Consider the following 20140-nt stretch of genomic DNA (forward strand, 5'->3'; position numbering starts at 1 on the left):
TCCTTCAGGTTCAGCCGACCGAAAGAAGAGGTGCTCCATGGGCGCGCGCGACGAATTCATTCTTGACTCCTACTCGGCCACCGTCACGCAGGTGGCTCACACCGCCAGCGCGGCGGTCGCCCACATCAAGGTCCGGAAGCCGGCCCAGCGCGGCAATGCCGCGGCCCACGGCAGCGGCTCCGGCTTTCTCTTCACCCCAGACGGTTTCACGATCACCAACGCCCACGTGGTCGAGGGCGCGGGCGAGTTGCGAGCCGCGTTCGCCGACGGCACCGAGAGCACGGCGCGGCTGGTGGGCACGGATGCCTCCACCGACATCGCCGTGCTGCGCATCGAGTCGCACCCCAGTGCCTTCCTGCCGCTGGGCAGCTCGGCCGCGCTTCAGCCTGGCCAGCTGGCGGTGGCGGTCGGCAACCCGCTGGGCTTCGACTTCACCGTGACCGCCGGCATCGTGAGCGCGCTGGGCCGCAGCCTGCCCTCGCGCGGCGGGCGGATGATCGAGGACGTGATCCAGACCGACGTGGCGCTCAACCCCGGCAACTCGGGCGGCCCGCTGCTGGACAGCGCGGCGCAGGTGATCGGCGTGAACACGGCCGTGATCCCGTCGGCGCAGGGCCTGAGCTTCGCGGTGGCCATCGACACCGCCCGCTGGGTGGCCGGCGAGCTGATGCGCCACGGCGCCGTTCGGCGCGGCAAGCTGGGCGTGCAGTGCGCGGCGGTGGCCCTGCCCCGGCGCTGGGTGCGCGAGAACGAATGGCCGGTGGCCACCGGCGTGCGGGTGGTCGAGGTGGTGGCCGGCTCGGCTGCCGCGCGAGACGGCCTGCGCAGCGGGGACATCCTCGTCGGCTGCGACGGAGTGCCGCTGGCCCAGTTGTCCGACCTGCTCAAGCGGCTGGCGGGCGAAGGTTACGGAAAGCCGCTGCTGCTGAAGCTGCTGCGGCCGGTGGCCGGCACGCTCACGCCCTTCTACCTGACGGTGACGCCCGGAGGCTGAAACCCTCCCTGGCCGGCGCAACGACAATAGGCCCCTGCACCGAAGCATCCCCGTCAGGAGAAAAACCTTGTCCACCGTCACCATCACCCCCCAAGTCGCCACCAGCAACGAGGCTCCCTTCGTCCTCTTCGGCGGCGTCAACGTCCTCGAGTCGAAGGACCTCGCCCTGCGCAGCGCCGAGGAATACGTGCGCGTCACGCAGAAGCTGGGCATTCCCTACGTGTTCAAGGGCAGCTTCGACAAGGCCAACCGCTCCTCCATCCACTCCTACCGCGGCCCCGGCCTCGACGAGGGCCTGAAGATCCTGCAGGCCGTGAAGGACGGCTTCGGCGTCCCGGTGATCACCGACGTGCACGAAGTCGCCCAGGCCGCGCCCGTGGCCGAGGTGGTCGACGTGCTGCAGCTGCCCGCCTTCCTGGCCCGCCAGACCGACCTGGTGGTGGCGCTGGCGAAGACCGGGCGGGTCATCAACATCAAGAAGCCCCAGTTCCTGAGCCCCTCGCAGATGCTCAACATCGTCGAGAAGTTCAAGGAAGCGGGCAACGACAAGCTGATCCTCTGCGACCGCGGCACCTGCTTCGGCTACGACAACCTCGTGGTCGACATGCTGGGCTTCGGCGTGATGAAGAAGGTGTCGCAGAACCTGCCCATCATCTTCGACGTGACCCACGCGCTGCAGCAGCGCGAGGCCGGCGCCGCCGCATCGGGCGGCCGCCGCGAACAGGTGGCCGACCTGGCGCGCGCCGGCATGGCCGTGGGGCTGGCGGGCCTCTTCCTCGAAGCCCATCCCGACCCGGCCCAGGCCAAGTGCGATGGCCCGAGCGCACTGCCGCTGGACAAGCTGGAGCCCTTCCTCACGCAGATCAAGGCGCTGGACGACCTGGTGAAGTCCTTCCCGCCGCTGAAGATCTGAGTGGCGGGGCCGGCAGCCGGCCGGTGCTCCCGCAAGGCTTCATCAGAAGTTTTCTAAAGTTTTCAATTGATCGGCCGATAACCAGCGTTGGAGGGCAGCCCGAGGGCTGCCCTCCTTCCTCTCATTCCTGGTTTCCGGAGTTCGATCATGTTCCTGAGCAACGTCTCAATCGGCAAGCGCCTGGCCATCGTGCTGGGCATCATCCTGGCGCTGTTTCTCGCCACCAGCGCCGCCGCGGTATGGAAGCTGCAACAGCTCAGCCGCGAGATAGAGACCATGATCGAGGACAACGTGAAGACCGAGCGCGCCGGCTCCGACTGGCTGCGCCACACCACCGCCGGCGTGCAGCGCGCCGCGGCCATCGCCAAGAGCAGCGACGCCAGCCTGATCGACTATTTCGCGCCGGCCACGGCGGCGTCGATCAAGAACACCAACGAGCTGCAGAAGTTCATCGAGGAGAAGCTGGTCCAGCCCGACGAGCGCGCCCTGCTCGAGAAGGTCGCGGGCCTGCGCAAGGCCTACCTGGCCGCGCGCGAGGAAGTGAGCAAGCTCAAGCTCGCGGGCGACCTGCAGGGCGCCAACCGCGTGTTCGACGCGCAGTTCCAGCCCACCTCGGTCAGCTACATCGCCGGCGTGCAGCAGGTGGTGGACATGCAGCGCGAGCATCTGGACGCCGCCGCCGTCCGCGCCAACGGCCTGCGCGCGCAGACCGGCACCCTGCTGATCGTGTGCTCCGCCGTGAGCCTGGTGCTGGGCACCCTGCTGGCCTGGATGCTGGCGCGCAGCATCACCCGGCCGCTGCGCAGCGCCGAGGCCATCGCTCAGGCCATCGCCGAGATGGACCTGACCGGCAATCCCCAGGCCAGCTACGCCGGCGACGAGACCGGCCACCTGCTGCGCGCCCTCGACCAGATGCGCACCGCCTTGCAAGGCTCGCTGGCGCAGGTGCACGGCGTGGTGGCGAACGTGTCGACCGCCAGCACGCAGATCGCCGTGGGCAACCAGGACCTGTCCTCGCGCACCGAGGAGCAGGCCAGCTCGCTGGAGCAGACCGCCGCATCGCTGGAGGAGCTGACCTCCACCGTGAAGCAGAACGCCGACAACGCGCGACAGGCCAACCAGCTGGCCACCTCCGCTTCGGAAGTGGCGGCGCGCGGCGGCAGCGTGGTGTTCCAGGTGGTGGAGACGATGGGCTCGATCAATGCCTCCTCGCGCAAGGTGGTGGACATCATCAGCGTGATCGACGGCATCGCCTTCCAGACCAACATCCTCGCGCTGAACGCGGCCGTCGAGGCCGCGCGCGCGGGCGACCAGGGCCGCGGCTTCGCGGTGGTGGCTTCCGAAGTGCGCAGCCTCGCGCAGCGCTCGGCAGCCGCGGCCAAGGAAATCAAGTCGCTGATCGGCGATTCGGTCGAGAAGGTCGAGGAAGGCAGCCGCCAGGTGGCCGACGCGGGCCGCACGATGGAAGAGATCGTCGGCAGCGTGAAGCGGGTGACGGACATCATGGGCGAGATCAGCGCCGCGAGCCAGGAGCAGACCTCGGGCATCGAGCAGATCAACCAGGCCGTCACGCAGATGGACCAGACGACGCAGCAGAACGCGGCGCTGGTCGAGCAGGCCTCGGCGGCGGCACAGTCGCTGCAGGAACAGGCGGGCAGCCTGTCGCGCATCGTCGGCAAGTTCAGGCTGGAGCAGCAGCATCGCCAGAACCACGCTGACGAGACCCCGGGCATCGGGGCCGGCCGACTGCAGCTGATTGCGGCACGCTGAAAAAGGAAAGAAAGAGAAACAGGCGAAAAGACCGGCAAGGGCTGCGCACCGGAGAAAGAGGCGAAACTAGGCGCCAGCCTTTCTCCCCCCGGAGCCCAATTTGTCGTCATCCAAAGCCGCCCGCATCGCCCTCTCCGCCTCGGCCGCCGCGATCGGAAGCATCGCCGCCTACTGGACACTGCTCGCCACGCGCCAGGGGCACATCCTCTTCAACGCCCGCAAGCTGCCGGTCGTTCCGCTGTCCGACGATTTCTCGACCTACTCCCACACCGTGCCGGGCGGCATGGTGCGCGGCTATGTCTACCACCCGCAGGGAGAGGAGGCGCTGCAGGACCTCTTCATCTACTTCGCAGGCCGCGGCGAGGACGTGCGCGCCACCGCGCAGACGCTGCACTGGCTGCCCGAGGGCTTCGGCTTCGCAGCGGTCAACTACCGCGGCGTGGCCGACTCGCAGGGGCATCCGTCCGAGATCGCCTCGGTGCAGGACGCCTGCCAGTTCGCCAGGCACCTGCGCAAGGCCTTTCCCCACGCGCGCCTGCACGTGGTGGGCCGCAGCCTGGGCACGGGCGTGGCCATCCAGCTCGTGGCGCGGCAGGAGTTCGCGAGCCTGCAGCTGGTGACGCCCTACGACTCGATGCTGGAGGTGGCGAAGAAGCGCTTTCCGCTGGTGCCGCTGTCGCTGCTGCTGCGCCACCAGTTCAACTCGCTGGAGCACTGCAAGGAAGTCGCGGCCAAGACGCAGGTGCTGCTGGCCGAGACCGACGACGTGGTGCTGCCCGAGCGTTCGCAGAAGCTCATCGCGGCATGGCCCACTCCCGTCAGCGTGACGACCGTGCCGGCTTCGGACCATCACAACATCATGGGCCTGGAAGCGACCTGGCTGCACCTCGTCGACTTCGCGCTGACCTCGGTGCTGCCGGAGCTGAAGGAAGCGTAGCCGGCCGCGCGGCCGCTACCGGTAGTGGCCCGCCATGAAATCGATGAAGGCGCGCACAGAGGGCTGAACATGCCGCGTGCGCGGATACAGCGCCGCATAGGTGCGCTGCCCCAGCGTGACCTCCGGCAGCACGCGGACCAGGGCGCCCGACTGAAGGTCGGCGCGCACCGTGTGCCATGTCAGCGCGGCAATGCCAAGGCCGCATTTCGCGGCCGAGTACAGCGCGGTGATCGTGTCGCAGGCGAAGCGCCCTTCCGGCTTGAATGACTGCTGCCGGCCATCAGGCATGTGCAGCGCCCAGTGCGCGGGACTTTCAGGCCCGTTGTGGAGCAGGCACTGGTGCTTCGACAGCTCGTCCGCCGCTGCGGGAACACCGTGCTCCACCAGGTAGCGCGGCGCGGCGACAAGCACCATGTCGGAGACCGCCAGCGTCCTCGCCATCATCGAACCGTCTTCAAGTCCGGCGCTGATGCGCAAGGCCACGTCGATGCCTTCGGCGACCAGCTTCGTGAAGCGGTCGGTGCAGACCACTTCCAGCCGGATGCCCGGATGGCGCGACTGGAACGCCGGCAGCCACTCGGGCAGCTCGAGCGTCGCGATCGCCAGCGGCATGCTCACCTTCAGCGTGCCCGAGGGAGCCTTGCCATCGGCCGCGACATCCGCCTGCGCGGCATCGAGCCGCGAAAGGATGTCGGCGCAGGCGGCGTAGTAACGGCTGCCCGCCTCGGTCAGCGTGATACCGCGCGTGTCGCGCCGCACCAGTTGCGCGCCCAGCGATTTCTCCAGTGCCTGCAGCTGGCGAGAGAGGCTGGAGTGCGTCGTGTCCAGCGACTGGGCTGCCGCCGAGAGGCTCTTCGCCTGCGCGATGCGTTGAAAGGCACGCATCGCCTTGACCTGATCCATGCGCCGCCCTCCCGTGGGTACTTCAGAAGCCGCGCATTTTCCGTCAGGCGACCGGCAGGGCCAGGATCTGCGAAGTGCTCAGCACGTCGCCGAAGGTGTCCTCGATCTCGGCCAGTGCCGCACGGTGCAGGCTGTCGTGCGACACGGTGTCGCCGTTCTCGCGGCGGATCGCGCGGGTGGCGGTGGCATCGGAAGACACGACCACGTCGAAGCCCTGCGGCCCTGCGTCGCGGGCGGCGCCGGCCACGCAGGCATGGGTCATCAGGCCGGCGATCACCAGCGTCTGCACGCCGGCCGAGCGCAGCTGCTGCGCGATGTCGGTGCTCGCGAAGACGCTGACGGTGGTCTTCTGCACGACCTTGTCGCGCGAGCGGGGCTGCATCTCGGGTTGGAAGGCGACGGTCTTGCCGTCCTTGGCGAAGGTGGCTGCGCCTTCGGGTGCGATGTGCTGGATCTGGAAGACGGGCATCGCGTGCTGGTCGGCCCAGGCCAGCAGGCGCTTCGTCTGGGCAGCGGCGCGCGCGCCGTCGGCAATGGGCATGCGGCCGGTGAAGTATTCGTTCTGGAAGTCGATCACCAGCAGCGCCGTCGCGTTGCGGCGCAGTTGCTGTATCGGCTTCGCGCCCGACATGGCGCGGATGGTGGGCGTGGGTGCGTCTGCCGTCGTTGTCGCTGCCGCCGCAGAGGTGCCGACGATGCCGGCCGCGTACGGTGCGACGAGCACGCCCATGAGTCCGCGGCGGGAGAGTCCTGATGAGAAAGACATGTTTGCTGTTCCTGTAGGTCCATCGAAATCGATGGGGGAAAGTCTAGGAACGGCCCTCCTTCGCGCCTAGGCCGGCGCGGCGACAAGTGTTGTGCGGGATGCGCACAGCACCCCGAGCCTTCAGCGCGAAGAAGTATTTGCCGCGATTCCGTCGAGCAGCACGTCGAGCGCCTGCCCGGCGCTGACCATCAGGGTGTCGAGCTGCGCATCGGGCGTGCGCATCACGCCCACGCCCAGCAATGCCGAGAGGCCATGCACCATCGCCCAGCAGGTGTGCGAAAGCTGCCGGGCATCGCCCTCGCGGAAGGTGCCATCGGCCTGACCGTCGCCCACCAGCTGGAGCAGCTGGTCGAAGAGTCGCGCGCCGGCCTGCACCAGCCCTTCGTTCGAGCGCGATTGAGCTACCGCGCCGAACATGTGGGCCAGCAGCCGCGGCGACCTCAGCCCGAAGCCTACATAGGCGCTGCCACAGGCCTTGAGCCTCGAACGGGCGCCGGCGGGAGCCGCGTCGATCGCCGACTGGCAGGCCGCCTGCATCTCCTCGAAGCCCTGCAGCGCCACGGCCTCCATCAGCGCGCGCTTGTTCTGGAAATGGCGGTACGCGGCGGTGTGCGAGACGCCCACGGCCTTGGCCATCTCGCGCATCGAAAGGCCGTCGAGGTTGTCGCGCTCCATCTGCTCGCGGGCATAGGCAAGAAGGCCAGCCTTGAGGTCGCCGTGGTGGTACGAAGAGGAGGAAGAAGAAGAGGAGGAAGAGGAAGACGAGGTCGTGCTCATCGGCAATGCCCTGATGTTGACAGTGGAAACTATACGCCTGCACAATGTTTCCATTGTAAACACACGTCATCCGTCATGAGCTTTCTCTTCTTCATCTCCTCCTTCGGCGTGATCGCCTGGGCGGTCTCCCATCTGCTGAAGCGCCCGCTGGGCCTGCGCGCCGCCATGCGCTGGGGCATGGGCCTCGGCTTCCTGTTCACCGGCGTCGACCACTTCGTGAGCGCCTCCACGCGCTACGCGCCGATGATTCCCGACGCCCTCGCGGGGCATGCGCTGGCATGGGTCTACCTGACCGGCGTTGCGGAGCTTGCCGGCGGGCTGGGCCTGCTGGTCCCGGTGCCGGTCTACCGGCGCCTCAGCCTGCCCAACCTGCAGCGGCAGGCGGGCATCTGGCTCTCGGTAATGCTGGTCTGCGTGGTCAGCGCGAACATCAGTGTCGCGCTCAAGGGGCAGACGGTGCAGGGGTTGGAGTTCGGCGCGTGGTACTTCTGGATCCGGCCGCTGTTCCAGCCCGTTTTTATTGCCTGGGCGCTGTATTGCTCCGGTGTCTGGCCCCGGCAGGCACCGCAGTCGCGCGTGCCGCAGCCGAAGAACGGGAAGCTCGCGGCCTGAAGCGGCAAAGCAACACAAACTGTCAACGCGGAGGCCGCCATCAAGATAATCCGCCTCCATGGACTCCCTCATCGCCGCCTCCGCCCGCGCCCTTGCCGCGGGCGATGCGCTCGGAGCGCTCAAGCGGGTCGCCCTGCGCGACGATCCGCCGGCGCTGGCGCTGCGCGGCATCGCGATGGCCCAGCTCGGCGAGCATCCGCGTGCGCGCGAGTTGCTGCGGCGCGCCGCGCGCGGCTTCGGTGCGCATGAGGAGCTTTCGCGCGCTCGCTGCATCGTCGCCGAGGCCGAAGTCGCCCTGGCCATGCGCGACCTGGGCGGATCGACACGCTCGCTGGCGCATGCCGCCACCGCGCTGGAATCGCACGAGGATCACGCCAATGCAGTGCAGGCCCGGCTGATCGCGGCGCGCCGCCTGCTGCTGCTGGGTCGGCTCGAAGACGCGGAGGCGGCCCTCGCTCATCTCAACACGCGCGGCCTGCCACCTTCGCTGACGGCGGTGGCCGAGCTTGCGGCGGCAGAACTGTCGCTTCGCTCATTGCGCATCGCGGCTGCGCAGGCCTCGCTCGCCCGGGCGCACGAAGCAGCGGTTCGCGCGCGCGTGCCGGCCCTGCTCGCGGAAGTCGCCGAGGCCCAAGCCGCCTTCGAGCGCCCCGCCGCCCGGCGGGTCGGCTCCGGCGGCGAGCAGCCGCTGCGCCTGGGCGAAGTCGCCGCCCTCCTCGCCTCGGACACGCTGGTGGTCGACGCCTGCCGCCGTGGCCTGGGCGCCGGCGATGCGTGGCGGCCTCTGGCGCGGCGGCCGGTGCTGTTCTCGCTGGCACGCTCGCTCGCCGAGGCATGGCCGGGCGATGTCGATCGCGAGGCCCTGATCGAAAGCGCCTTCCGCACCCGCCACCCCGACGAAACGCATCGCGCGCGCCTGCGCGTGGAGATAGGCCGGCTGCGCGCGCTCGTCAAAGCGATGGCGAGCATCGAGGCCACGCCGCGCGGCTTCGTGCTCCGGCCGCACGGCGAGCGCGCCGTCGCGGTGCTGGCACCGCCCATCGACGGCGAACAGGCCTCGCTGGCGGCGCTGCTTTCCGATGGCGCCGCATGGTCCACCTCGGCCCTTGCGCTGGCGCTGGGGGCCAGCCAGCGCACGGTGCAGCGCGCGCTGGTCGAGCTGGAGGCGCAGGGCCGGGTGCGTTCCATCGGCAAGGCGCGGTCGCAGAAGTGGCTCGCGCCGCCGCTGGCCGGATTCACGACGATCTTGTTACTCCCCGCTGCGCTGCCTATTGAATAGAGTTGGCTCCAGGCGCCTGTCCGGGGCGCTTCACACAAGGAGCCAACGATGAGCAGCAAGACAGGCAAGAGCCATCCCACGGTACGCGCCGCCGAGATCGTGCGCGAATACGGCCCGTTCGGCGGCGCCGGCCAGGTCCACGGCGTGACCCACGACGGCCGCCGCGTATGGGCCGCCACCGGCGCGAAGCTGGTGGCCTTCGACCCCGCCAGCGGCGAGGCCAGCCAGACGCTGGACGTGCCGTGCGACGCCGGCACCGCCTTCGACGGCAAGTACCTCTACCAGATCGCCGAGTCGCGCATCGACAAGATCGACCCGGCCACCGGCAAGGTGCTGGCGTCGATCCCCTCGCCCGGCAACGGCTACGACTCGGGCCTGACCTGGGCCGAGGGCAGCCTGTGGGTGGGCCAGTACCGCGACCGCAAGATCCACCAGGTCAACCCCGAGACCGGCGCCGTCGTGCGCACCATCGAGTCGAACCGCTTCGTCACCGGCGTGACCTGGGTCGACGGCGAACTCTGGCACGGCACCTGGGAGGCGGAGGAAAGCGACATCCGCCGCATCGACCCGCAGACCGGCGCCGTGCTCGAGCGGCTCGAAATGCCGCGCGGAGCGGGCGTGAGCGGGCTCGAGTCCGACGGCGCCGGCCTCTTCTATGCCGGCGGCGGCGCCAGCGGCAAGGTCCGCGCGGTGCGCCGCCCCCAGTCCAGCCACTGACACAGGAGCCATCCATCATGAACACCACGACCATCGAGAGACCTGAAACGACGAACCACCGCGTCGTCTCCAGCGAGCAGTGGCTCGCGGAACGCAAGGCATTCCTTGCACGCGAAAAGGAGCTGACACATCTGCGCGACCAGATCGCCCGCGAGCGCCGCGCGCTGCCGTGGGAGCGCGTGCAGAAGAACTACGTCTTCGACACGCCCGAGGGCAAGCGCACGCTGGCCGATCTCTTCAAGGGCCGCAGCCAGCTGCTGGTGCAGCACTTCATGCTCGGCCCGGACTGGGAGCAAGGCTGCCAGAGCTGCTCCTTCATGGCTGACCATACCGACGGCATGAACGTGCACCTCGCGCACCGCGACATCACGCTGGTGGCCGTCTCGCGCGCGCCGCTCGCGAAGATCATGCAGTTCCGCGAACGCATGGGCTGGCGCTTCGACTGGGTGTCGTCGCACGGCAGCGACTTCAACCTCGACTTCCACGTCAGCTTCACGCCCGAGGAGCTGGCCACCGGCGAGGTCTACTACAACTACGGCAAGCTGCCCTTCCCGCACGACGAGGCGCCCGGCATCAGCGCGTTCTACAGGAACGAGGCCGGCGAGGTGTTCCACACCTACTCGACCTTCGGCCGTGGCGTGGAAGTGATGATGGGCGCCTACAACATGATGGACCTCATGCCCAAGGGCCGCGACGAGCGCGATGTGCCCTACAAGATGGACTGGGTGCGCCACCACGACCGCTACGAGTCGCAGACGGAAACGCCCGCCATCGGCGCGTGCTGCTGCGACAGGCAGGCCTGAGGCGCGAACGGCGGCAGCTTCGACGCGTGAAGGCGACCACATCATGGCAAGCCTCTGGCCATGGCTCGCGGTCGCGGGAGTCGGCGCGCTTCACGGGCTGAATCCCGCGACCGGCTGGGCCTTCGCCGCCGCCTCGGGCCTGCGCTCGCACGACCGTTCGCGGGTGCTTCGGGCCCTGGTGCCGATCGCCCTCGGGCATGCCGCTTCCGTCGCATTGGTGGCCGGCGCAGTCGTGTTCGCTCCATCGATGGATCGCACGGTGCTGCTGGTGCTGGCGGGCTTGCTGCTCGTCGCGGCCGCGGCGCACCACCTGCGGCGCGGCAAGGCCAGTCACACGGGGCTAGCGCTCTGGTCCTTCATGATGTCCACCGCGCACGGCGCCGGGCTGATGCTGGTGCCCGCGCTGATCCCGCTGTGCATGAGCGACGCTCCCGCGGCCCGCGAGATCACCGCGTCGGGCTCGCTGATGCTGGCCCTCGCGGCGGTCGGCCTGCACATGGCGGCGATGCTGGCCGTCACCGGCGCGGTCGCCGCCGGTGTGTGCCGTGGCTTCGACCTTGCTGCGGCGCTGCTTCACTTCCGGTCGTTCGGCACGCGGAAGTCGGGCGAACCGGCCACCACCTGGCGAATCTCCTCCATCAACGCCCGCGCGCCCGGCGAGGGGAAGGCACCCTGGCGCTGGCTCAGGCCGATCTCGCGGCGAGTTTCCTCCAGCGGAAAGTCGAGCACCACCAGGCTGCCGTCGCGGATCTCGTAGCGCAGCTGGTGCGCGGAGATCGCGGTGAGCATGTCGCTCTCCAGCAGCAGGCTGCGCAGCACGGCGAGGTCGCCCGTCTCCACCGCGGGCACCGGCGGCGCCTGTCGCGCTTCGGAGAAGAAGCGCTCCAGCAGCTCACGCGAAGGTGAACCGGGGCGCGAGAGCGTCCACCTCGCCTCGCGCAGCGTCCTGAAGTCGATGCGCTTCGCCCGCGCGAGTGGGTGTCCGGCGCGGGCGATCACCGAGATGCGGTCCTCGAAGAGCGGCTCCTGCTGCAGGTCCTTCGCCTCGCCCGCGGTGCGCAGCGCGCCGAGGATGAAGTCGATGTCGCCGCTGCGCAGCGAAGCGGCCAGCGCGTCGTACGGGCTCTCCACCGTCGCGACGTGCAGGCGCGGATGGCGCGCGAGCAGCGAGGCGATGGCCAGCGGCAGGATCTGCGTGCGCCCCAGCGGCAGCGCGCCCACCACCACGCGGCCCTGCAGCGTGCCCTCGCTGGCCGCGATGTCGGGGCCGATGTGCCGCAGCTCCGACAGCACGCGCCTGAAGTAGAAGGCCACGATCTCCCCGGCCGGCGTGGCCGAGAGCCCGCGCGCGTTGCGGTTGAAGAGCGTCACGCCCAGCCCGCTTTCCAGGTCCTTCAGCGCGCTGCTGATCGCCGGCTGCGTGATGCCGAACTCGCGCGCGACGGCTGGCATGTTGCGCTTTTCGGCGAGGCTCGCGATCACCGCGAGCCGCCGGCCGTTGAGGATCGACGCGAAGAGCGAATGCACGTCGGCCGCGCCCCCTGCGCCGGCCACGCCGCCACGGGTTGCAAGCTGCGCGCGAGCCTCCTCGAACTCGCGCTCGATGCGCAGCGCGCGCGCCAGCACCAGCTCGCCATAGGCATTGAGCGCCACGCCGCGCGAGCCCCGGTCGAACAGCGGTCTGCCGAGCACGGCCTCCAGGTCGAGGATGGAGCGTGTCACCGCCGAGGCCACGCGGAACAGCGCGTCGGCCGCCGCCGCGATGCTCCCGGCCGAGGCCACGGCCGAGAACGCGCGCAGGTGGCGCAGGTTGATGCCCAGCGCCACGCTGTCGGCATGCTCGATAACTTTGTGATTCCCGGTTCGGCGGCTCATGACCTGCAAGGCTCCTCCAAGCCGTGCATTTTCGCCACCATGGGTAAACCCTTGTCGATAAAAAAGACTGATGGCAGCGCAACGCTAACTCACGCCACGCCGTGCCGCCGCGGCGCAGACTTCCTTTCATGCTTGAAGCACCCCCTGCACGCCACCCGGAGCCCCGCGCATGATCATCGACTGCCACGGCCACTACACGACCGCGCCCAAGTCCCTGGAGGCCTGGCGCAACCGGCAGGTCGCCGCCATCCAGGACCCGTCGGCACGGCCGAAGGTGTCGGAACTGAAGATCAGCGACGACGAATTGCGCGAATCCATCGAGGGCAACCAGCTGCGGCTGATGAAGGAGCGCGGCAGCGACCTCACCATCTTCAGCCCGCGCGCGAGCTTCATGGCGCACCACATCGGCGACTTCGAGGTGTCGTCGACCTGGGCCGCCATCTGCAACGAGCTGTGCCATCGCGTGAGCCGGCTCTTTCCCGATCACTTCATCGGCGCGGCGATGCTGCCGCAGTCGCCGGGCGTCGCTCCGGCCAGCTGCATTCCCGAGCTGGAGCGCTGCGTGAACGAATACGGCTTCGTGGGCATCAACCTCAACCCCGACCCCTCGGGCGGCCACTGGACCAGCCCGCCGCTGTCGGACCGGCACTGGTATCCGGTCTACGAAAAGATGGTGGAGCTGGACATTCCCGCCATGGTGCACGTGAGCACGAGCTGCAACGCCTGCTTCCACACCACCGGCGCGCACTACCTGAACGCCGACACCACGGCCTTCATGCAGTGCCTCACCTCGGACCTGTTCAAGGACTTCCCGACGCTGCGCTTCGTCATCCCGCACGGCGGCGGCGCGGTGCCCTACCACTGGGGGCGCTTCCGGGGCCTGGCGCAGGAGATGAAGAAGCCGCTGCTGAAGGACCACCTGCTCAACAACATCTTCTTCGACACCTGCGTGTACCACCAGCCGGGCATCGATCTGCTCACGCGCGTGATCCCGGTCGACAACGTGCTCTTCGCGAGCGAAATGATCGGCGCGGTGCGCGGCATCGACCCCGAGACCGGCTTCAACTACGACGACACGCGCCGCTACATCGACGCCACGCCGATGCTCGACGACAAGGCGCGCCGCCAGATCTACGAAGGCAACGCGCGCCGCGTGTACCCGCGCCTGGACCGCGCGCTCAAGCAAAGAGGACTCTGAAAGAACATGTCGAACACTCCCCTGCTCCAGGAACTCGGCGTCGTGCACCGGCGCATCGCGCGCGCCGACGCGGCCGCCGTCGAGAAGCTCTCGCGCTTCGGCGTCTCCACCGTGCACGAGGCGCTGGGCCGCCTCGGCCTGATGGCGCCGCGCATCCGCCCCATCCACCCCGAGGCGCGCATGTGCGGCACTGCCGTCACCGTGCTGCTGCAGCCCGGCGACAACTGGATGCTGCACGTCGCGGCCGAGCAGATCCGGCCCGGCGACGTGGTGGTGGCCGCCTGCACCGCCGACAGCACCGACGGCTTCTTCGGCGACCTGCTCGCCACCTCCTTCAAGGCGCGCGGCTGCAAGGGCCTGGTGATCGACGGCGGCGTGCGCGACGTGCGCGACCTCGTCGCCATGGACTTCCCGGTGTTCAGCCGTGCCATCCACTCCAAGGGGACCATCAAGGCCACGCTGGGCTCGGTCAACGTGCCGGTGGTGTGCGCCGGCGCGCTGGTGCAGCCGGGCGACGTGGTGCTGGCCGACATCGACGGCGTGGTGGTGGTGCCCGCTCAGCTGGCCGCGCGCGTGGCCGATGCCGCCGAAGCGCGCGAGGCCAACGAGGCCGGCAAGCGCGCGCGCTTCGCGGCCGGCGAGCTGGGACTGGACATGTACGGCATGCGCGAGCCGCTGGCCAAGGCCGGCCTGCGCTACCTGGACTGACCATGGCCACGATCATCGGCGCCGTCGCCTGTTCCCACACACCCACCATCGGCTTCGCCTTCGACAAGAACAAGCAGGGCGATCCGGTGTGGGCTCCCATCTTCGAAGCCTTCGCGCCGGTACAGCAGTGGCTGGCCGAAAAGAAGCCCGACGTGCTCTTCTTCATCTACAACGACCACGTCAGCTCCTTCTTCTTCGACCACTACTCGGCCTTCTCGCTGGGCGTGGGCGAGCGGCACGAGGTGGCCGACGAAGGCGGCGGCGCGCGCGAGTTGCCGCCGCTGGCCGGCCATCCGGCGCTGGCGCGGCACATCGGCCGCTCGCTGGTGGCGGACGAGTTCGACATGTCCTTCTTCCAGGACCGCGCGCTGGACCACGGCGTGTTCTCGCCGATGTCGCTGCTGTGCCCGCACAAGCCGGCGTGGCCGGTGCCCGTGATCCCGCTGCAGGTGGGCGTGCTGCAGTCGCCCGTGCCCTCGGCGCGGCGCTGCTACCGGCTCGGGCAGGCGCTGCGGCGCGCCATCGAGAGCTACCCCGACGACATCAAGGTGGCCATCGTCGCCACCGGCGGGCTCTCGCACCAGGTGCACGGCGAGCGCGCGGGCTTCAACAACACGGCGTGGGACGCGCAGTTTCTCGACCTCATCGAGAACGACCCGGTGCGGCTCACCGAGATGACGCAGGCCGAGCTTGCGACGCTGGGCGGCATGGAAGGCGCCGAGGTCATCATGTGGCTGGTGATGCGCGGCGCGCTGTCGTCGAACGTGCGCAAGACGCACCAGAGCTACTACCTGCCCTCGATGACGGGCATCGCCACCGCCATCTACGAGAACCTCGCGAGCCCGCCCATCGCGGGCGAGGTGGAGCGCCACCGCCGCCACGTCGCGCAGGAACTCGCCGGCGTCGAGGCGCTGCAGGGCACCTACCCCTTCACGCTGGAGACCAGCGTGCGCGCCTACCGCCTTAACAAGTTCCTGCACGGCATGACACGGCCCGCGCATCGCGCGCCTTCCTCGCCGACGAGGAAGCCGCCTTCGAAGCCGCCGGCCTGACGGCCAGGGAGCGCGACATGGTGCGCCACCGCGACTGGCGCGGGCTGATCCAGTACGGCGTGATCTTCTTCATGCTGGAGAAGCTGGGCGCGGTGGTGGGCGTGTCGAACCTGCATATCTACGCCGCGATGCGCGGCCAGTCGCTGGAGGACTTCCAGCAGACCCGCAACGCGCCCGGCGCGCTGTATTCGGTGGCCGGCAAGGACGCCGCGCCGCAAACGTGGGACAAGGCCGCCGCGCCGAAGCCGCACTGAGCCCTCCCCGCTTTCGATTCTGGAGACAACGAAGATGATGAGAACCCTGCTTTCCCGGCGCCTTGCCCTCGGCATGGCTGCCGTGGTCGCGCTCGGCCAGTTCGGCAATGCCGCCGCGGCCGATGCCTTTCCCTCCAAGCCCCTGAAGATCCTCGTGGGCTACAGCGCCGGCGGCGCGGTCGATGCCATCGCGCGCTCGGTCGGCCTGCGGATGTCGGCCATCCTCGGCCAGCCGGTGGTGGTCGAGAACAAGCCCGGCGCGGGCACGAACATCGCCATCAAGTCGGTCGCCACCAGCCCGCCCGACGGCTACACGCTGCTGCTGGCCGCCAATGCGCTGGCGGTGAACCCGTCGCTCTTCCAGCCCGCGCCCTACGACCTGGAGCGCGAGCTGACGCCCATCGCCTCGGTCGGCCGGGTGCCGGTGGTGTTCACGGTGCGCGAGGAATCGCCTATCAAGACGCTGCCGGAGCTGGTCGCGGCGGCCAAGTCCAAGCCCGGTGGCTTGACCGTCGCCACGCCGGGCAACGGCTCGACGCCGCATCTGGCGATGGAGCTGTTCCAGCACACCGCCGGGCTGCAGCTGCGGCACGTGCCCTACAAGGGCGGCGCGCAGGCGCTCACCGACGTGCTCGGCGGTCATGTGGACGTGGTCGCGGTCAACGCGCTCGAAGCGCTGCCGCTGGCCAAGTCCGGCAAGCTGCGCGTGCTGGCGGTGATGAGCGCCGATCGCTCCGCCGTGCTTCCGGGCGTGCCAACCGTCGCGGAGTCGGGCTATCCCGGCTTCGAGGCCAGCGTCTGGTACGGCTTCGTCGGGCCGGCCGGACTGCCCAGGCCCGTGGTCGAGAAGCTGCACGACGCGGTGCAGAAGGCCATCGACTCGCCCGAGGTACGCAACCAGCTCGCGGCCGCGGGCGGCGTTCCGCTGCCGGGACCGACCGCGCAGTTCGACAAGCTGCTCAAGGCGGACGTGGCGCGCTACGGCAAGCTGATCCGCGAAGCCGGCATCAAGCCGGACTGAGCGGGTTGAAGAAAGCACCACCATGACGAGCACAGGCATCACCCGCCGGCAGGCCCTCATCACCGCCACTGCCGCGGCCCTTCTTCCGGCGGGCCGCATCGCGATGGCGCAGCAGGCGTATCCATCGAAACCGATACGCATGGTCATTCCCTTCACGCCCGGCGGCTCCACCGACGTGCTCGGGCGCGCCATCGGCATCGAGCTTGGGCGTGCATGGCACCAGCCGGTGGTGGTCGACAACCTGCCCGGCGCTGGCGGCTCCATCGGCGCGGACAAGGTGGCGAAGTCGCCCGCCGACGGCTACACGCTGCTGATGGGGCACATCGGCACGCTGGCGATCAACCCGTCGCTGTACCCCAAACTCGACTACGACCCGGTGCGCAGCTTCGCGCCCGTGGCCTGGGTGGCGCGGGTGCCGAACGTGCTGGTGGTGCACGAGTCGGTGCCTGCCCGCTCGCTTGCAGAGCTGATCGCGCTGGCGAAGTCGCGCCCGAACCAGCTGGCCTTCGGCTCCGGCGGCAACGGCAGCGCGGCACACATCGCCACCGAGTACCTGAAGCTGCAGACGGGCGCCTCCTTCATGCACGTGCCCTACCGCGGCACGGCGCCGGCCGTCACCGACCTGCTGGCAGGCCAGCTGCAGCTGCTCTTCACCGGCGCGCCCGCGCTGCTGCCGCACATCAAGTCTGGCAGGCTGCGCGCGCTGGCGGTGTCGAGCCCCAGGCGCATCGCGCTGCTGCCCGAGGTGCCGACGGTGGCGGAAAGCGGCGTGCCCGGCACGAAGGATTTCGAGGCCGACCAGTGGTACGGCGTGGTCGCGCCGGCCGGCACTCCGTCAGAGATCGTCGCCATGCTCAACAAGCAGATCAACCAGTCGCTCAACGCGGCCGAAGTGCATGCGCGGCTCGCGGCCGAAGGCGCCGAACCCACGCCCACCACGCCGCAGGCCTTCGGCGAGCTGATCGCCAGCGAGATGAAGCGCTGGAACCGCGTGATCAAGAGCGCGCGCATCACCGTCGACTGACGTCGATCACAAGGAAGGACAAGCAGCATCATGGGAATCACACTGGGCCTCATCGGCCATGGCGAGGTGGGCGGCATCTTCGGACGCGGCCTGCTCGGGAAAGACGGCGTGGACGCCGTCTGGGCATGGGACCTGCGCTTCGCCGAAGCCGCGACCGGCGAAGCCGCACGCGCCGCGGCGGAACGCGACGGACTGCGCGTGGCGGGCAGCATGCAGGAGCTCTGCAGCCACGCGGACCTGCTGATCTCGGCCGTCACCGCCTCCAGCACCCTCGCGGTGGCCGAGGAAGCCGCGCGCCATGCACGCGCCGGCTCGCGCTTGCTCGACCTCAACTCGGCATCGCCCGGCACCAAGCAGCGCGCCGCCACCGCGCTCGAAGCGGTGGGCGTCGCTTACGTCGAGGCGGGCGTGATGACTTCCGTGCCGCCCTACGGCATCCGCGTGCCGATGCTGCTGGGCGGCGCGCACGCCGAAGCGTTCGCCGCGGCGCTGAGTGGCTGGGGCATGGACGTGCGTGCGGTGAGCGACCGGCTCGGCATCGCTTCGGCGATCAAGATGAGCCGCAGCATCATGATCAAGGGCCTGGAGGCGCTGGTCATCGAGAGCTATGCCACGGCGAGGCGCTACGGCGTGGAAGAACATGTGCTGCCCACGCTGAGGGAAACCTTCCCGCAGATCGACTGGGACAGGCAAGGCGCCTACTTCTTCAGCCGCGTGGTGCAGCACGGCAAGCGCCGCGCCGAGGAAATGCGCGAGGCGGCGCAGACCGTGCGCGAAGCCGGCTTCGAGCCGCTGATGGCCTCCGCCATCGCGGCCAAGCAGGACTGGGTGGCCACGCAGGCGCGCGAGGGCCTGTTCGACGGTATCGATGCGTCGAGCGACTGGCAGGCCTACGCGGACCGGCTGATCGGGCGCAGATGAGCATGGCGGGTTCGCTCAGGGCCATCAGCTCCATGGCCACGAAGGGGCTGCTGGCGGAACTCGCCGCCGCGTACACGGGCACGAGCGGCGTGCCGGTCGCCTTCGAGGCGGTGGGCGGCGTGGACGCCGCGCGGCGCGTATCGGCGGGAGAGCCCTTCGACGTGGTGGTCCTGGCATGGGATGCCATCGACAAGCTGGCGGCCGCCGGCAAGGTGGATGCGTCGCGCAAGGTCGATGTGGTGCGATCGGGCGTCGCGGTGGCGGTTGCCGCTGGAGCGGCGCAAGTCGACATCTCCACCGAAGAAGCGGTGCGGCGCGCCGTGCTGGACGCGGCCCGCATCGCCTACTCGACCGGGCCGAGCGGCGTCGCGCTGATCGCGCTGTTCGAGCGCTGGGGCATCGCCGATACGGTCAAGAAACGGCTGGTGCAGGCGCCTCCCGGCGTGCCGGTGGGTTCGCTGCTCACGCGCGGGGAAGCCTCACTGGGCTTCCAGCAGTTCAGCGAGCTGATCGGTGTCGAAGGCATCACGCTGCTGGGGCCGCTGCCGCCGGCAATCCAGATCACGACGATCTTCAGTGCGGCACCGGTGGCGAACACCCCCAGGCCGGATGCCGCGGACGAACTGCTCGCCTACCTCGGCTCTCCCGCCGCCGAGGAAGCCAAGCGCCGCCACGGCATGGAGCCGGCCTAGCGCGCACCAGGCTTGCGGGAGCCGTTGCCCTTTGCGGCAGTGACCAGCCCGGCGCTCTCGACGAAGCCATGGATCAGCTTCAGCCGCGGTGAAGCCCTGAGCCACAGGATGCCGAAGCGCCGCGTTTCCGAGGGCAGCGGCAGCGGGATCTTCACGATGCGCTGCCCTTCGAGCAGCGGTGAAGCGATGTCGGGCACGACCGACACACCCAGGCCCCGGTCGACCATCATCGCGATGGCCAGCAGCGAACTGAGCTCGAAGCGCTCCTGCGGAACGATGCCGGCGGCGCGCAGGTAGCGGTCGGCCTGCTTGCCGCCGCCGAGGTTGCGGTCGTAGCGGATCAGCGGCGAGGTGCGCAGCAGCTCGTGGGGGTCGCGCCGCGCAAGGCGGCTGGGCGCGAGCAGCACCAGCGGCTCCTCGCGCAGCAGTGCCCAGTCGAAGGTCTTGGCGAGCGCGAACTGCGGGTAGAGGCACACGGCCGCGTCGAGCTCGCCCTGCTGCATCGCCTTGTAGAGCGTGGCGGTGGTGCCCGACTGCAGGAACACCTTCACGCCCGGGTGAGTCTTCACGAAGCGCGCGAGGATGTCCGGCAGCAGGCTGTGCATGGCCGTGTTGATGGTGCCGATGACCAGCTCGCCGCCCGCCGCCTCGCTGCCCACCAGCACCTTGATGTCGCTCACCTCGCGCAGCAGCGTGCGCGCACGCTGCACAAGACGGTGGCCGGCCTCGGTCGGCTGCACCGTGCGGCCGGCGCGCGCGAGCAGCGGCGCGTTGAGTTCGCGCTCCAGCGCGCGGATCTGCTGTGCCACCGCGCCGGGCGTCAGGTCGAGCCGGCGCGCGGCCTCCGACATCGAGCCCGACTCCACCACCAGAAGAAAGCTTTGCAGGTAGGCCGTTTCCATGAAGATAGATTTTCTGCGATGT

Annotated in this window: 19 protein-coding genes and 2 pseudogenes; 16 read left to right on the top strand and 5 right to left on the bottom strand. The window is 69.4% G+C overall.

The features are described 5' to 3' along the window. The first annotated feature begins 37 nt into the window (after positions 1-37). The 4 genes from ACAM57_RS19505 (at position 38) to ACAM57_RS19520 (ending at position 4614) form a co-directional block, all read left to right on the top strand. The gene (locus tag ACAM57_RS19505) at positions 38-994 is read left to right on the top strand and encodes a S1C family serine protease (protein WP_369658570.1); all 957 of its coding nucleotides are present in this window, start codon (positions 38-40) and stop codon (positions 992-994) included. Between the two features lie 67 nt (positions 995-1061). Beyond that, positions 1062-1907: a 3-deoxy-8-phosphooctulonate synthase gene (gene kdsA, locus ACAM57_RS19510; RefSeq protein WP_369658571.1), complete on the top strand. Its 846-nt coding sequence runs from the start codon at positions 1062-1064 to the stop codon at positions 1905-1907. Between the two features lie 147 nt (positions 1908-2054). Further along, positions 2055-3677, top strand: a complete 1623-nt coding sequence (locus tag ACAM57_RS19515; RefSeq protein ID WP_369658572.1) for a methyl-accepting chemotaxis protein — start codon at positions 2055-2057, stop codon at positions 3675-3677. Between the two features lie 100 nt (positions 3678-3777). Then, positions 3778-4614 carry an alpha/beta hydrolase gene (locus tag ACAM57_RS19520; RefSeq protein ID WP_126018493.1) on the top strand — a complete coding sequence of 279 codons (837 nt, stop codon included), beginning with the start codon at positions 3778-3780 and terminating at the stop codon, positions 4612-4614. Positions 4615-4629: 15 nt separating this feature from the next. Here ACAM57_RS19520 and ACAM57_RS19525 read toward each other — a convergent pair whose 3' ends face one another. The 3 genes from ACAM57_RS19525 to ACAM57_RS19535 form a co-directional block, all read right to left on the bottom strand. Beyond that, a complete protein-coding gene (locus ACAM57_RS19525) occupies positions 4630-5517 on the bottom strand; it encodes a LysR family transcriptional regulator (protein ID WP_369658573.1) in 888 nt (295 codons plus the stop codon). A 43-nt stretch (positions 5518-5560) separates the two neighbouring features. Next, on the bottom strand, positions 5561-6283 hold the full coding sequence (locus ACAM57_RS19530; RefSeq protein ID WP_369658574.1) for an isochorismatase family protein: 723 nt from the start codon (positions 6281-6283) through the stop codon (positions 5561-5563). Between the two features lie 120 nt (positions 6284-6403). Next, positions 6404-7060, bottom strand: coding sequence for a TetR/AcrR family transcriptional regulator (locus ACAM57_RS19535; protein WP_369658575.1), 657 nt, complete (start codon positions 7058-7060; stop codon positions 6404-6406). Positions 7061-7135: 75 nt separating this feature from the next. Between ACAM57_RS19535 and ACAM57_RS19540 the strand changes: the two genes are divergently transcribed. From ACAM57_RS19540 to ACAM57_RS19560, 5 genes and pseudogenes are all read left to right on the top strand, one after another. Next, positions 7136-7672, top strand: coding sequence for a hypothetical protein (locus ACAM57_RS19540; protein WP_369658576.1), 537 nt, complete (start codon positions 7136-7138; stop codon positions 7670-7672). 58 nt (positions 7673-7730) lie between these two features. Then, positions 7731-8951 carry a helix-turn-helix domain-containing protein gene (locus ACAM57_RS19545; RefSeq protein ID WP_369658577.1) on the top strand — a complete coding sequence of 407 codons (1221 nt, stop codon included), beginning with the start codon at positions 7731-7733 and terminating at the stop codon, positions 8949-8951. Between the two features lie 48 nt (positions 8952-8999). Next, positions 9000-9668: a hypothetical protein gene (locus tag ACAM57_RS19550; RefSeq protein WP_126018483.1), complete on the top strand. Its 669-nt coding sequence runs from the start codon at positions 9000-9002 to the stop codon at positions 9666-9668. 17 nt (positions 9669-9685) lie between these two features. Continuing rightward, positions 9686-10471, top strand: coding sequence for a thioredoxin family protein (locus tag ACAM57_RS19555; RefSeq protein ID WP_126018481.1), 786 nt, complete (start codon positions 9686-9688; stop codon positions 10469-10471). 43 nt (positions 10472-10514) lie between these two features. Beyond that, positions 10515-11027, top strand: a pseudogene (locus ACAM57_RS19560) (hypothetical protein); the annotation flags it as partial. Positions 11028-11044: 17 nt separating this feature from the next. Here the strand turns inward: ACAM57_RS19560 and ACAM57_RS19565 are convergent. Next, complete coding sequence (locus tag ACAM57_RS19565; RefSeq protein ID WP_369658578.1) at positions 11045-12346, bottom strand: LysR family transcriptional regulator; 1302 nt, start codon at positions 12344-12346, stop codon at positions 11045-11047. A 169-nt stretch (positions 12347-12515) separates the two neighbouring features. Here ACAM57_RS19565 and ACAM57_RS19570 point away from each other — a divergent pair, with 169 nt between their 5' ends. From ACAM57_RS19570 to ACAM57_RS19600, 7 genes and pseudogenes are all read left to right on the top strand, one after another. Beyond that, a complete protein-coding gene (locus ACAM57_RS19570; protein ID WP_369658579.1) occupies positions 12516-13544 on the top strand; it encodes an amidohydrolase family protein in 1029 nt (342 codons plus the stop codon). A 6-nt stretch (positions 13545-13550) separates the two neighbouring features. Further along, the gene (ligK, locus tag ACAM57_RS19575) at positions 13551-14252 is read left to right on the top strand and encodes a 4-carboxy-4-hydroxy-2-oxoadipate aldolase/oxaloacetate decarboxylase (RefSeq protein WP_369658580.1); all 702 of its coding nucleotides are present in this window, start codon (positions 13551-13553) and stop codon (positions 14250-14252) included. A 2-nt stretch (positions 14253-14254) separates the two neighbouring features. Beyond that, positions 14255-15558: pseudogene (locus tag ACAM57_RS19580) on the top strand (gallate dioxygenase). A 34-nt stretch (positions 15559-15592) separates the two neighbouring features. Next, complete coding sequence (locus ACAM57_RS19585; protein WP_369658581.1) at positions 15593-16579, top strand: Bug family tripartite tricarboxylate transporter substrate binding protein; 987 nt, start codon at positions 15593-15595, stop codon at positions 16577-16579. A gap of 22 nt (positions 16580-16601) precedes the next feature. Beyond that, positions 16602-17603, top strand: a complete 1002-nt coding sequence (locus ACAM57_RS19590) for a Bug family tripartite tricarboxylate transporter substrate binding protein (protein WP_369658582.1) — start codon at positions 16602-16604, stop codon at positions 17601-17603. 30 nt (positions 17604-17633) lie between these two features. Next, positions 17634-18524 carry a DUF1932 domain-containing protein gene (locus tag ACAM57_RS19595; protein ID WP_369658583.1) on the top strand — a complete coding sequence of 297 codons (891 nt, stop codon included), beginning with the start codon at positions 17634-17636 and terminating at the stop codon, positions 18522-18524. A gap of 2 nt (positions 18525-18526) precedes the next feature. Beyond that, on the top strand, positions 18527-19216 hold the full coding sequence (locus ACAM57_RS19600; RefSeq protein ID WP_369658584.1) for a substrate-binding domain-containing protein: 690 nt from the start codon (positions 18527-18529) through the stop codon (positions 19214-19216). Here ACAM57_RS19600 and ACAM57_RS19605 read toward each other — a convergent pair. Continuing rightward, complete coding sequence (locus ACAM57_RS19605) at positions 19213-20118, bottom strand: LysR family transcriptional regulator (RefSeq protein ID WP_369658585.1); 906 nt, start codon at positions 20116-20118, stop codon at positions 19213-19215. The two genes, ACAM57_RS19600 and ACAM57_RS19605, sit on opposite strands and share 4 nt — an antisense overlap. Positions 20119-20140 lie beyond the last annotated feature (22 nt).

This window comes from Variovorax sp. V15 (genome assembly GCF_041154425.1).
In the GTDB taxonomy this organism is placed as follows: domain Bacteria; phylum Pseudomonadota; class Gammaproteobacteria; order Burkholderiales; family Burkholderiaceae_C; genus Variovorax; species Variovorax guangxiensis.

Excerpts from the sequence above, each read along its gene's own strand:
- ACAM57_RS19505 (WP_369658570.1), top strand. The coding sequence starts at position 38 with ATGGGCGCGCGCGACGAATTCATTCTTGACTCCTACTCGGCCACCGTC.
- ACAM57_RS19515 (WP_369658572.1), top strand. The coding sequence starts at position 2,055 with ATGTTCCTGAGCAACGTCTCAATCGGCAAGCGCCTGGCCATCGTGCTG.
- ACAM57_RS19525 (WP_369658573.1), bottom strand. The coding sequence starts at position 5,517 with ATGGATCAGGTCAAGGCGATGCGTGCCTTTCAACGCATCGCGCAGGCG.
- ACAM57_RS19530 (WP_369658574.1), bottom strand. The coding sequence starts at position 6,283 with ATGTCTTTCTCATCAGGACTCTCCCGCCGCGGACTCATGGGCGTGCTC.
- ACAM57_RS19535 (WP_369658575.1), bottom strand. The coding sequence starts at position 7,060 with ATGAGCACGACCTCGTCTTCCTCTTCCTCCTCTTCTTCTTCCTCCTCT.
- ACAM57_RS19540 (WP_369658576.1), top strand. The coding sequence starts at position 7,136 with ATGAGCTTTCTCTTCTTCATCTCCTCCTTCGGCGTGATCGCCTGGGCG.
- ACAM57_RS19545 (WP_369658577.1), top strand. The coding sequence starts at position 7,731 with ATGGACTCCCTCATCGCCGCCTCCGCCCGCGCCCTTGCCGCGGGCGAT.
- ACAM57_RS19550 (WP_126018483.1), top strand. The coding sequence starts at position 9,000 with ATGAGCAGCAAGACAGGCAAGAGCCATCCCACGGTACGCGCCGCCGAG.
- ACAM57_RS19555 (WP_126018481.1), top strand. The coding sequence starts at position 9,686 with ATGAACACCACGACCATCGAGAGACCTGAAACGACGAACCACCGCGTC.
- ACAM57_RS19565 (WP_369658578.1), bottom strand. The coding sequence starts at position 12,346 with ATGAGCCGCCGAACCGGGAATCACAAAGTTATCGAGCATGCCGACAGC.
- ACAM57_RS19570 (WP_369658579.1), top strand. The coding sequence starts at position 12,516 with ATGATCATCGACTGCCACGGCCACTACACGACCGCGCCCAAGTCCCTG.
- ligK (WP_369658580.1), top strand. The coding sequence starts at position 13,551 with ATGTCGAACACTCCCCTGCTCCAGGAACTCGGCGTCGTGCACCGGCGC.
- ACAM57_RS19585 (WP_369658581.1), top strand. The coding sequence starts at position 15,593 with ATGATGAGAACCCTGCTTTCCCGGCGCCTTGCCCTCGGCATGGCTGCC.
- ACAM57_RS19590 (WP_369658582.1), top strand. The coding sequence starts at position 16,602 with ATGACGAGCACAGGCATCACCCGCCGGCAGGCCCTCATCACCGCCACT.
- ACAM57_RS19595 (WP_369658583.1), top strand. The coding sequence starts at position 17,634 with ATGGGAATCACACTGGGCCTCATCGGCCATGGCGAGGTGGGCGGCATC.
- ACAM57_RS19600 (WP_369658584.1), top strand. The coding sequence starts at position 18,527 with ATGGCGGGTTCGCTCAGGGCCATCAGCTCCATGGCCACGAAGGGGCTG.
- ACAM57_RS19605 (WP_369658585.1), bottom strand. The coding sequence starts at position 20,118 with ATGGAAACGGCCTACCTGCAAAGCTTTCTTCTGGTGGTGGAGTCGGGC.